Annotated in this window: 9 protein-coding genes; all 9 read left to right on the top strand. The window is 60.2% G+C overall.

Translation table 11 applies throughout. The annotated features are described in order from the left end of the window. Window positions 1–287: 287 nt before the first annotated feature. The 9 genes from ACFO3S_RS02530 to ACFO3S_RS02490 all read left to right on the top strand — a co-directional run bounded on the left by ACFO3S_RS02530 (window position 288) and on the right by ACFO3S_RS02490 (window position 11,909). Window positions 288–2,618 (top strand): helix-turn-helix domain-containing protein, encoded by a 2,331-nt coding sequence (locus tag ACFO3S_RS02530; protein WP_378091881.1) that lies wholly within the window; start codon window positions 288–290, stop codon window positions 2,616–2,618. A gap of 382 nt (window positions 2,619–3,000) precedes the next feature. Then, the gene (locus ACFO3S_RS02525) at window positions 3,001–3,975 is read left to right on the top strand and encodes an ABC transporter permease (protein ID WP_378091879.1); all 975 of its coding nucleotides are present in this window, start codon (window positions 3,001–3,003) and stop codon (window positions 3,973–3,975) included. 12 nt (window positions 3,976–3,987) lie between these two features. Beyond that, complete coding sequence (locus ACFO3S_RS02520; protein ID WP_378091877.1) at window positions 3,988–4,887, top strand: carbohydrate ABC transporter permease; 900 nt, start codon at window positions 3,988–3,990, stop codon at window positions 4,885–4,887. A gap of 14 nt (window positions 4,888–4,901) precedes the next feature. Then, window positions 4,902–6,596, top strand: a complete 1,695-nt coding sequence (locus tag ACFO3S_RS02515) for an ABC transporter substrate-binding protein (RefSeq protein WP_378091875.1) — start codon at window positions 4,902–4,904, stop codon at window positions 6,594–6,596. 25 nt (window positions 6,597–6,621) lie between these two features. Then, window positions 6,622–7,989: an alpha-L-fucosidase gene (locus tag ACFO3S_RS02510; protein ID WP_378091873.1), complete on the top strand. Its 1,368-nt coding sequence runs from the start codon at window positions 6,622–6,624 to the stop codon at window positions 7,987–7,989. Continuing rightward, window positions 7,986–8,459 carry a RidA family protein gene (locus ACFO3S_RS02505; RefSeq protein WP_378091871.1) on the top strand — a complete coding sequence of 158 codons (474 nt, stop codon included), beginning with the start codon at window positions 7,986–7,988 and terminating at the stop codon, window positions 8,457–8,459. Before ACFO3S_RS02510 ends, ACFO3S_RS02505 begins: the two co-directional genes overlap by 4 nt. After that, the gene (locus ACFO3S_RS02500) at window positions 8,456–9,553 is read left to right on the top strand and encodes an alanine racemase (protein ID WP_378091869.1); all 1,098 of its coding nucleotides are present in this window, start codon (window positions 8,456–8,458) and stop codon (window positions 9,551–9,553) included. The genes ACFO3S_RS02505 and ACFO3S_RS02500 overlap by 4 nt, the downstream gene beginning before the upstream one ends. Before the next feature lie 103 nt (window positions 9,554–9,656). Continuing rightward, on the top strand, window positions 9,657–10,850 hold the full coding sequence (locus ACFO3S_RS02495; RefSeq protein ID WP_378091867.1) for a M20 family metallopeptidase: 1,194 nt from the start codon (window positions 9,657–9,659) through the stop codon (window positions 10,848–10,850). Then, a complete protein-coding gene (locus ACFO3S_RS02490; RefSeq protein ID WP_378091865.1) occupies window positions 10,851–11,909 on the top strand; it encodes a Gfo/Idh/MocA family protein in 1,059 nt (352 codons plus the stop codon). It abuts the gene before it with no gap. Window positions 11,910–12,059: the final 150 nt, after the last annotated feature.

Below are 12,059 nucleotides of genomic sequence, written 5' to 3'. Positions count from 1 at the left end.
GCTTGACTCTCCCCTCTTTGCTTCCCGTCGCTGCGGAGAAAGGCCAGCAGGCACGGGGGCTCGCCAATTTTATTGACTTTGGCTTAGCGGCTATACAATTTTGCATAAACGATTGCTTTCTCGATTGAAAGCGCTTAAAATGAACAATGTTTCTCTTTGATAACGTTTCAATCGCGAAGTTATATGTTATTATACATCACATAAAGAGAACGTTTCGTTCATTTGCGTTAGATATTCTAACGCAACTGAGATTGACGTGCGCTGCTTACAGGGGAGGGGACGAGGCCATGGTTTTGAAGAAACGGCTGGGACAAAAAACGTTGTTCGTTCATCTGATGCTGCCTTACTTTTTGTTCATGCTGCTGGCGCTCTTTCTCGGCTGGTTGTTCTACAATCAGTCCTATCATGCGGTCAAAGGCGAAGTGATGCGCAACAACATGCAGATGCTGGAGCAAGTGAAGGAGACGATGGACAGCCGCATGTCCGAGATGAACACGATCGCGATGCAGCTGTCGAGCAATCCGAGAGTTCAGAGCTTTCAGCGGGTGAGCGATCCGTTCAGCAGCACGACGACCTACAAGGTGCTGGAGACGCAAAGAAACCTGTACAGCTACAACGCCTCCAACAATTTCGTGCTCGACTACTACCTGCTGTTCAAGAACAGCAATCTGGCGCTTTCGTCCAATACGACCTATGAGCTTCCCGCTTTCTACAAGCATGTGCTGTCCTACGAGAACATGGACTACGACGTCTGGCGGAAGGAGCTGTTCGAGACGTACCGCAACCGCGAGATCATGCCGACGGGGGTGGCGTCGTTCGAGGGCCGTCCCTATGAAATGCTGACCTACGTTCAGTCGCTCGGCAGTCCGGGACATATTCAAGGCGCCCTGATCGTGCTCGTGGACGGCCGCAATCTGAAGTCGCTGCTGTCCGGCATCGACCTGTCCGACGGCGGCTGGGTATCCATCGTCGACGATAAGGGGCGGCTCGTCAGCTCGCTGTCGTCCGACGGCTCCGTCCCGTCCGTCGATCTGAGCGCTTTTCCCGGCGAGTCGGGCACGATCGAGCCTTCCTCCGGAACGGGCAACCGGATGCTCACCTACACGAAGTCGAGCTACAACGGCTGGTCTTACATCGTCGCGCAGCCTCCGCATATCGTGCTCGGCAAGGTGCTGTCGCTGAAGCAGCTGACGTGGACGATTCTGCTCGTCTTCGTGGCGATCGGCCTCGTGCTGGCCTACATGTTCGCCAACCGAAGCGGCAAGCCGCTGGCCCGCATCGTATCCACGCTGAAGGAAGGCCAGGGCGGCGTGCAGGCGAAGCGGCCGATGGATATGTACGGCTTTATCCAGCATTCGCTGAACCATCTGATCGATAACAACAACGAGCTTCAGCGCGAGATCGAGCGTCAGGCTCCGCTGCTGTGGGAAACGTTTTTCCAGCGTCTGCTGAAGGGCGAATTCATGACGATGAACGAGATCAATACGCTGCTGAGACATCAGCGCATCGAGATTAACGGCGCCGGCTACGCGGTCGGCATCGTCCACTTTCCGGTGCCCGGTCACGATATGAGCGGAGATGCGCTGCAGAGGCTGGACGTCGAGCGCGTGCTGATCAAGGAGGCGCTAAGCCGGTATTTGGGAGACGACCGGTACGCCCACAACCTGGCGGAGGATAAGATCGCGCTGCTGTTCGTCGACTACAGCGGCGACGAATCCTTGTTCCGGCAGCGGATTGAGCGCAGTCTGGCGGCGATTACGGACAGCTTGGCGGACCGGGTTCAGCTGAATTTGTACTTTGCCGTCGGGGGCTTCCGTTCGTCCCTGCTCGATGTGTCGGGCTCGTACGAGGAAGCGCGGCAGTCTCTTTCCTCCGTCCAATACGAGGAGGACGCCCGGATCGTCTGGTACGCCGATCTGCCCAACGAGCATGCCGGATTCTATTTCCCGGCCGAGGCGGAAAGCCGGCTAATCAACTACACGAAGGCGGGCGAAACCGCCGAGGTCCGCCAACTGCTGCAGTCGCTGTATTTGGAAAACTTCCAGCGCCGGCATCTACCGCTGGCGATGCAGCAGCTGTTTTACTTCGAGATCGTGAGCTGTCTGGTGAAGCTTCAGGACGAGCTGCTGCTGAAGCGGAGCTTCGACATCAAGCATCTGTTCCAGCAGCTGGTCGCCGGGGAAAGCCCCAAGCTCGCATACCGAATCGTCACGGAGCGCTTTCTGGCCGTCAGCGAGGAGGCGGACGGCCGCAAGAAAAGCCGAAACGTCAAGCTGATCGAAGACATTCTCGCATACGTCAACGAGCGGTTCGGCGAATCCGGGCTGAATCTGGACGCCGTCGCGGACGCGATGAACATCTCCAAAGGGTACATGTCCCAGTTTTTCAAGGAACAGACGGGAATCAACTTTTCGGACTATGTGGAGAAGCGGCGCATGGACGAAGCCAAGCAGCTGCTGGCCGACACCTCCCTGCCGATCGGATATATCGCCGAACAGGTGGGCTATCAGTCGGCAAGCACCTTTTGCCGGGCGTTTAAGCGGGGAAGCGGCTTAAGCGCGACGTCCTTCCGCGAATTTGCCCAGAAGAAAGTGGCGGTCGGCTCCACGGGAGGATAAAGAACGCCGCAGCTTGGTCAAGGCGACTTGCCTTGGCCTTTTTTCGTGTTGCATAAAGCATAAAATTCTCAACGTGATCCCGCCGATCCCGGGGACGGCGCAAGCCTTACGCTTGATGGGCGCGCAAGGCTGCCGCAGAGGCTTGGCGTCCGATGCCGAAGCCGCGAAAGGGCCGTCCGGCAAGGCTTCGCGGCCCTCGTCTGAACGAATGCCTATCGTCTGAACAAACGACAAGACCGGTTTCTGCATATTTGAATACGATTCGGGCTCTTTACAATTTACGAAAGGGTCGATCGCCTCCTATGCTGGGTGTACGCCGTTCGGCCGACTCCAGGCCGCAGGGATCGCGGCAGCATTTCAACCCAGGGAGGTGAATCGAGAAGTGAACGCAACGAACGCAACGGAAATCCGGCTGCCGGCCCCATCGGCGCCGCAGCCTGCCGCGCGGTCGCCCTTCGTTAAGCAGCTGCTCAAGAGCTGGCAGCTGTACGTACTGATGGCGCTGCCTTTTCTGTACTTGATCGTGTTCAAGTACGTGCCGATGTACGGAGCGCAGATCGCCTTCAAAAATTTTGTCGTCACCAAGGGCATCTGGGGCAGCGAATGGGTCGGACTCAAGCAGTTCGAGCGGTTTGTGAATTCCTACGATTTCTGGCGAATTCTGAAAAACACGCTTATTCTCAGCTTCTACAATCTGATCGCGGGATTTCCGTTTCCGATTTTGCTGGCGCTCGGATTGAATTACCTGAGAAGCAACGTGTTCAGAAAAGCGGTTCAGATGGTCACCTACGCGCCTCATTTTATTTCGATCGTCGTTGTGGTCGGCATCATCAAGGAGCTGCTCGACCCGCGCATCGGCATCGTCAACAAGGCGCTTGGCCTGTTCGGCGTCGATCCGATCAATTTTATGGGCGAGATCTCGATGTTCTCTTCCATCTATGTCTGGTCGGACGTCTGGCAGCATGTCGGCTTCAACTGCATCATCTTTATCGCGGCGCTGGCGGCGATCGATCCGGCGCTTCACGAGGCTGCGGTCATGGACGGAGCCAGCAAGTTCCGCCGAATGTGGCATATCGACTTGCCCGGCATTATGCCGATGGCGATTATTCTGCTCATTCTCAACACCGGACATATTCTGGACGTCGGCTTCGAGAAGGTGCTGCTGCTGCAAAATCCGATCAATCTGAAAGCCTCGGAAATTGTCGACACCTACGTGTATAAAGTGGGGCTAACCGCGCAAGTGGCCAACTATTCTTATTCGACGGCGATCGGGCTTTTCAAATCCGTCATTAACTTGGCGCTGCTGCTGGCCGTGAACAAGCTTGCGCAAAAGACGAGACAGGCTAGCCTGTGGTAGGGAGGTGAGGAATTGAACATCTCGTTTCGCAACGAATCTTTGCCGGATAAAGTTTTTACGATTTTGAACGCTTTATTCATCACCTTGCTGTTTCTGAGCGTGCTGTATCCGATCATCTATATCGTCAGCGCCTCGTTCAGCGACTCCCAGGCCGTCGTGTCGGGCGAAGTATGGCTGTGGCCGGTGCGGCCGAACCTGGAAGGGTATACGGCGGTGTTCCAGTACGGACAAGTATGGACCGGATTTAAAAATTCGCTGATCTACACCGTCGTCGGGACGGCGATCAATATCGTGATGACGGTCCTCGCGGCCTATCCGCTGTCTCGCAAAGATTTTTTCGGTAAAAACTTCTTTATGATCGCCTTTATGTTCACGACGATGTTTACCGGCGGTCTGATTCCGAATTTTTTGCTCGTGCGCGAGCTCGGCATGATCGATTCGGTTTGGGCGATGGTGATTCCCAGCGCTTTGACCGTATGGAACGTGATCATCGCGCGGACTTACTTCCAGATGTCGATTCCGGACGAGCTGCTCGAGGCGGCGCAGCTGGACGGCTGCAACGATTTTCAATTCGTCTGGAAAATCGTCGTTCGTCTGTCGGGGCCGATTCTGGCCGTCATTACGCTGTATTACGCCGCCGCCAACTGGAACCAATATTTTAACGCCATGATTTACTTGAAGTCGCAGTCGATGTATCCGCTGCAGCTTGTGCTCAAGGATATTCTCGTCAAGAACGACGTCGACGTCGCGATGCTCTCCGGGGATCCGCTGGACGCGGCGAAGCGCGAAGCGCTGAAGACGCTGCTGAAATTTTCGTTGATTGTCCTATCCACCATCCCTTTGCTTTTGTTCTATCCGTTCGTGCAAAAATATTTGGTCAAGGGCGTTATGATCGGCTCACTAAAAGGATAAGGGGAAGATTGCGCATGAAAATCAAAGGATTCGTATGGACGATGATCTGTTGTCTGGCATTGACCGGGGCGCTGTCGGCGTGCAGCGGCAATTCGAGCTCGAACGGGCCTCAAGCCTCCGGCGCGGCTCCGTCCGGCGGAGCGGGAGGCGCCGTGAACGAGGCGGGCGCATTCCCGATCGTAGACGAGAAGATTACGCTGAAGGTGATGACGGTGGCCAATCCGGCCGTCGAAAACTTCGAGACGAACGAGTTTACGACCTATTTCGAGGAGCTGACGAACATTCACGTCGACTGGGAGCTCGTCCCGGTCAGCATGGCGGCCGAGAAGCTGAACTTGACGCTGGCCAGCGGCGATCTGCCGGACGTGATCATGATGATGGACGTCACTCCGGAGCAGCAGGCGCTGTACGGCGAGCAAGGCATTCTGCTGCCGCTGAACGATTACATCGAGAAGTACGGCGTCAACACGAAAAAGATGTTCGAGGAAAGCCCGCTGATCAAGCCGACCATTACGTCGGCCGACGGCAACATCTACGCGCTTCCGGCGCCGAACGAGTGCTACCACTGCTCGATGCGTCAGAAGCTGTGGATCTACGAGCCGTGGCTGACCGAGCTTGGCCTGGACATGCCGACGACGATCGACGAGTTCTACGAGGTGCTGAAGGCGTTCAAGACCCGGGATCCGAACAAAAACGGATTGGCGGACGAAATTCCGCTGTCCGGCGCGCCGCAAACGGCGCAAACTTCGACGCTTACGACTAGCGTGGACCATTTCCTGATGAACTCCTTTACTTACGCGCCGTATACCCGAATTTACGTCAACGAGGAAGATAAAGTCGACGTACCGTTCAACAAGGCCGGCTGGAAGGAAGGACTCGCGTTTCTGCACAAGCTGTACGCCGAAGGACTGATGGATCCGCAGGCGCTGACCCGCGACGCCGCCCAGCTCGTGCAATTGGGCGAGAATCCGGGCGTCGCCGTGCTGGGAGCCGCTCCGGGACCGAACATGAGCGCGGTGTCGCAGCTGAACGGCGCAAGCGGCAGATGGAAGGAATATGTGGCCGTGCCTCCGCTGAAAGGGCCGAACGGCGTTCAGCTGACGCAATACGATCCGTATCAGGTCGCTCCGGGCAAATTCGTCATTACGAGCGAAGCGAAAAATCCCGAAGCCGCGTTCCGCTTCGCCGACGCGCTGTACGATCGGGAGATGACGCTTCGCTCCACGATCGGCGAGCCGGGCGTGGACTGGAGATGGGCCGAGCCGGGCGAGATCGGCTTAAACGGGGAACCCGCCGTCTACAAGGACGAATCGAAGTTCGGCGTAACGCAGAACAAGCATTGGTCGCAGACGGGCATCGCCTACCGTCCGAACTCGCTTCGCCTGGGCGCGGTGGCGGATCCGGAAAATCCGCTGGAGTCGATTCTGTACGCAGAGACGAAGGACAAGTACGAGCCTTATCGCGTCGACGTCGAGACGGTGCTGCCGCCGCTTAATTTCACGGTGGACCAGTCGCAGGAAATCGCGGATCTGTCCAAGACGATCTACGACTATACGAACGAAATGATGGCCCGCTTTATTATCGGCGACGCCGATCTGGACGAGGAATGGGACAAATATGTGCAGACGCTGGATAGCATGAACCTCTCCCGCTATCTGGAGATCTATCAAGAGGCGTACGAGGCTCGCAAAGCTGCGGCGGCAAAATGATCGGCAGACAGGAGGAAATCTCGAGATGACGAGCGCACCATTTGAAGTTCCGGACAAGTGGAAATGGTTTACGGAAAGCCGGTACGGCCTGTTTATTCATTGGGGCCCTTATGCGGAGCACGGGCGCGGAGAACAGGTGCTCTTCCGGGAGCATCTGGATCAGAAGGCGTACGCGGAGCAAGCGTGCCGATGGAACCCGCAGCACTTCGACCCCGAGCTGTGGGCGCATCAAGCGAAGAAGGGCGGGTTCAAATACGCCTGCCTGACGACGAGACACCATGACGGCTATTGTCTGTGGGACAGCGCCTATACCGATTACACCAGCGCCAAGCAGGCGCCGAAGCGGGATTTCGTGCGCGAGTACGTCGAGGCGTTCCGCAAGGCGGGATTGCGCATCGGCCTCTATTACTCCTGGATCGATTGGCGGCTGCCGGCTTATTTCGAAGGTCCGCAGACCAATCCGGAAGGCTGGGCCAAGGTGAAAACGTATTTGCACAATCAGGTGAAGGAGCTGCTGACCGAATACGGGCAGATCGACCACTTTTTCTTCGACGGCGTCTGGCCGCGCAATGCCGACGATCTGGGCAGCGTTGAGCTGGTTGAGGAGATGCGCCGGCTGCAGCCGAACATTCTGATCAACAACCGGCTCGGCTATTCGGCCGCCCACGACGGATACCGGGCGGACGGAGGAATGGGCGCCGGAGACTCGGAGACGCTCGGGGATTTCGGCACGCCGGAGCATCTGATCGTCACCGACAGCAAGCGCTTGTGGGAGTCCTGCCAGGTGACGACCTGGCGGCTGTGGAGCCACGTGTTCGGCGAACGCTGGCGGTCTGCGGACTACCTGCTCGACATGCTGTGCGAGTGCGCGGAGAAGGGCGGCGCGCGCGGCGGCAACCTGCTGCTGAACGTCGGTCCGACCGCTGACGGGCTGCTGCCGCCGGAGTTTCTGGAGCGCTCCGAGGAGATCGGACGCTGGCTGGAGGTTCACGGCGAAGCGATATACGGCAGCGACGGAGGCTCCGTGACGGAATTCATTACGAGGGGTCGCCAGACGACCCGAGGCCATCATCTGTATTTGATTATCCGTTTCTGGGACGGACGGCCCGAGCTTCGGCTGGCCGACCTGACCTCGAAGGTGAGCGACGTCACGCTGCTGACGACCGGTCAGAAGCTGCCGTTTCGCCAGTCCGGCGACGAGTTGATCGTCGGCGGTCTGCCCAAGGAAGCGCCGAGCCGGCTGTTTCCGGTCATTCGCATCACCTGCGAGGGCCGGCCGGAAGCGAACCAGTGGGGCAGGGAGCGGCTGTGGGAGGGCGATCCCGCCCGCGTCGCCGAATGGGCACGCCTTCAGCGAGGCGAATCCGTGTATGCGGACGGGGTGGAGAGATGAGGACCGGCAGCGTCGAACGCAGGCTGGAGGAGCTTGGCATTCAGCTGGGGCCCGTGCCGCCGGCGGTGGCGACCTACGTGTCGGCCAAGACAGTTGGGAATCTGGTGTACACGTCGGGCAACGATTGCCGGATCGACGGGGTGCTGATGATGACGGGCAAGGTCGGATCGGACCTGACCGTGGAGCAGGGCTACGCTGCGGCCAGACAAGTGGCGATCAATTTGCTGGCGGTGCTGAAGGAGCATCTCGGAGAGCTGGATCGAATTAAGCAGGTCGTGAAAATGCTGGCGTTCGTGAACAGCGCGGACGGATTTACGCAGCAGCCCTACGTTATCAACGGCGCGTCCGATCTTCTGGTGGAGGCGCTCGGCGACAAGGGCAAGCATGCGCGATCCGCCATCTCGGCGAACGAGCTGCCCTTCGACACTCCGGTCGAGATCGAGCTGATCGTCGAGGTGTCGGAGCCGTGAGTTCGTTGGCGGAGCTTCCTACGCCGGCGGTATACATCGATCTGGACGTTATGGAAGCGAATATCTCGGCGATGGCCGAACGGCTGAAGGCCCGGGGCATCGCTCACCGTCCCCACCTGAAGTCGCACAAATCGATCGCCGTCGCCCAGAGGCAGCTGGCCGCCGGAGCGATCGGCGTCACGGCCGCCAAGCTCTCCGAAGCGGAGGTGTTCGCCGGGGGAGGCATTCCGAACATTCTTCTGGCCTACCCGATCGTCGGAGCGGACAAGCTCGCGCGTCTGGCGGCTTTGCACCTGCGGACCGAACTGCTCGTCACCGCGGACAGCCTGGAGGGCGCCGCCGGCTTGTCCGGGGTCGGCGTCTCGACCGGCAAGCCCGTCCGGGTGCTGATCGAGATCGACGGAGGGCTTCATCGGGGAGGCCGTCAGCCGGGAGAGGACGCGCTGCAATTCGCCCGTGCCGTCGATGCGCTGCCTGGCATCGAAGTCCGGGGACTGATGGGCTACTTCGGCACCGTCTACAAGCACAGGAACGGTCGAGATCTGGCGGAAGCCGTGAAGAAAGAGGCGGAGACGATGGCGGCTGTCGCCGCGCTGTTCCGCGCGCACGGCCTCTCCGCAGAGATCGTCAGCACCGGCTCGTCCCCGGCGGGGCTGCTCGCCGAGCTTCTGGAAGGGGTGACCGAGGTTCGCTCCGGCAACTATGCGTTTTTCGACGCTTCCGGGGTCGGCATGGGGCTGGCGACGGAGGCGGACTGCGCGCTGCGCGTCGTCGCTACCGTCGTCAGCACGCCGCTGCCCGGAAGGGCGACGATCGACGCCGGCACGAAGACGCTGACCAGCGACAGGGCGCATCATCGCGAGGGCTTCGGCATCGTGGTCGGTTATCCCGAGATTTCCGTAACGGCGCTGAACGAGGAGCACGGCTTTCTGGCCTACGATCCCGATCGCGTGCGGCTGCGGATCGGGGATCGCGTGGAGCTGATCCCGAACCACGCCTGCGTCCTCCCGAATTTGCTGGATCGCGTCGCCGGCGTTCGGAAGGGAAGAGTGACGGAATGGATCTCCGTCGACGCCCGCGGCTGCAGCACGTAGAGCGCAGGCGGGACGGCCGGACAGAACCGTTCCGGGAAGAGAAAAAGGCGGGCGGCGGGGTTTTGGGAACCCGCCGCTTTGGCGAATGAAGGAGGCGCGCAAGGTGCTGTTAACCGATTTGACGATCGACGGCGGAGAAGTCGCTGCGGTGCTGCGGGATCTGGTGGCGATCCCGAGCGTGAATCCCGCGTTTCCCGGCGGGACAGGCGAAGCGGGGGTGGCCGCTTATGTCGCCTCCTATATGCGCCGCAACGGCGTCGACGTCCGGGAGCAGCCGGTGCATCCGGGACGCGGCAACGTGCTGGGGATGCTTCCAGCCGCCAAGGGCGGACCGACGCTTCTGCTCGAGGCGCATATGGATACGGTTCAAACGACGGGCATGTCCGTCGACCCGTTCGCCGGGGAAGTCCGGGACGGTCGGCTGTACGGCCGCGGCGCCTGCGACACCAAGGCGTCTCTGGCCGCGATGCTTGTCGTCGCCGGCACGCTGGGCAGAAGCGGAGCGCCGCTGCCGTGCGGCGTTCATCTGGCGGCCGTCATCGACGAGGAGTACGCCTACAGCGGCGTATCGGCGATCGCCGAGGAGATTGCCTCCGGGAAGCTGCGCTATGACGCGGCTGTCGTCGGCGAGCCGACCAGCCTGCACCGCGTCGTGGCGCACAAAGGCTGCGTCCGGTTCCATATCGAGGTTCAGGGAGCGGCCGGGCACAGCTCGGAGCCGGCTGCGGGCGTGAACGCCATCGAGCGGATGGCCGAGGTGATCGCCTACTTGCGAGATGAAGTGGAGCCGGGCTACGAGGCGCTTCGCCATCCGCTGGTCGGACCGCCCACCCATTGCATCAGCGAGATTGCCGGCGGGGACGCGCCCAATACGATTCCGGACATGTGCCGGATTACGATCGACCGCAGAACGGTTCCGGGAGAGGAGCCGCTAGCCGTCTGGGCGGAGCTGAGAGAACGGCTCGATCGGCTGCGCCGGGCTTCGCCCGGGCTTGCTCTGACGGTGGGCTCCCCTTTTATCGTCGATTACGCGATGGAAGCGCCCTTGCGTGCGCCGATCGTCCGGCGTCTGTCGCAATCGACCGCCAAGTTCGCCGCGGACAGGCGGAATCTGGGCGCGGCCTACGGCACCGACGCGAGCAAGCTGGCCCGCGTCGGCGTTCCGACCGTCGTCTTCGGTCCGGGCTCGATCGCGCAGGCGCATAAGCCCGACGAGTGGGTGCCGCTGCGGGAAGTGGCCGCCGCCGCTTCGGCGCTGCTGGATTTGGTCGTTCACTACGGAGAGGATGAAGAGTAGATGGAGAAAGTCAGAATCGGAATCGTCGGTGTCGGCACCATCTCGGAGCTGCACCTGAACGCGTACCGGAACAACGCCAAGGCGGCGATCAGCGCCGTCTGCGATCTGAACGCCGAGCGGGCGCGGGCGACGGCCGCCCGCTACGGAGCTTCTCGGGTATTTACGGACTACAACGAGATGTTCGCTTCCGGCGCTGTCGACGCCGTCAGCATTTGCACCTGGAACAATATGCACGAGCCGATCGCCGTCGCTGCGCTGAAGGCCGGCGTCGACGTCCTGCTCGAGAAGCCGCTCAGCACCACCGTGGAAGAGGCGCTGAGAATCCAGGAGGCCGTTGCCGCCAGCGGACGCAAGCTGATGGTCGGCTATGTTCGGAGGTATGACGGCAACGCGCAACTGGTCAAGCAGTTCGCCGACAACGGAGAGTTCGGAGGGTTCTACTACGCCCACGCCTCCAGTCTGCGGAGAATCGGCAATCCCGGCGGCTGGTTCGCGGACAAAAGCCGCTCCGGGGGCGGACCGGTGATCGATATCGGCGTGCACGTGATCGATCTGTGCTGGTATTTGATGGGGAAGCCGAAGGTGAAGTCGATCTCCGCGAATACGTACAGCAGACTCGGCAGCCGCTCGAACGTTCGGCGCTTGTCCTCCTATCGGGCGGCCGATTACGAAGCTTCGCGCAATACGGTGGAGGATATGGCGAATGCGATGATCCGTTTCGAGAACGGAGCTTCGCTGCTGCTTGAAGCAAGCTTTACGCTGCATGCCAAAGAGAACCAAACGACGATTCGCCTGCACGGGGACAAGGGGGGCGTTGAGATCGATCCGCGGCTCGTTCTGACGACCGAGAAGCACGATACGATTCTGAACGCGCTGCCGCAAACCGATCATCCCGGCTTCCATCTGGAAAGCGCGTTCCAGAACGAGATCGACCATTTCGTCGATTGCGTGCTGAACGACCGGGAGCCTCTCAGTCCCGTGTCCGACGGCGTGGAAATGATGCGGATCTTGTGCGGCGTCTACGAATCCGCGGACAAGGGCGAGGAGATCCGCTTCTAGTCCGCTTCCGGGCGGCATTCGGCATTCGGCGGCATTCCGTTGACATGTTCGGGAGATCAGGTATACTCTTGGGCGAAGGCAACGAATGCCGCCCGTTTGCGTTTCGGCAGCGCATTCCGGCGCAACGGGCGGCGGGCTTGAGACGGTTCG

It is taken from the genome of Cohnella hongkongensis (assembly GCF_042654645.1).
Lineage (GTDB): Bacteria > Bacillota > Bacilli > Paenibacillales > Paenibacillaceae > Cohnella > Cohnella hongkongensis.
This window is presented reverse-complemented; position numbering and strand designations above follow the sequence as displayed.

Bases quoted from the DNA above. Each gene is read 5' to 3' on its own strand.
- ACFO3S_RS02530 (WP_378091881.1), top strand. From the start codon at position 288: ATGGTTTTGAAGAAACGGCTGGGACAAAAAACGTTGTTCGTTCATCTG.
- ACFO3S_RS02515 (WP_378091875.1), top strand. From the start codon at position 4,902: ATGAAAATCAAAGGATTCGTATGGACGATGATCTGTTGTCTGGCATTG.
- ACFO3S_RS02510 (WP_378091873.1), top strand. From the start codon at position 6,622: ATGACGAGCGCACCATTTGAAGTTCCGGACAAGTGGAAATGGTTTACG.
- ACFO3S_RS02505 (WP_378091871.1), top strand. From the start codon at position 7,986: ATGAGGACCGGCAGCGTCGAACGCAGGCTGGAGGAGCTTGGCATTCAG.
- ACFO3S_RS02490 (WP_378091865.1), top strand. From the start codon at position 10,851: ATGGAGAAAGTCAGAATCGGAATCGTCGGTGTCGGCACCATCTCGGAG.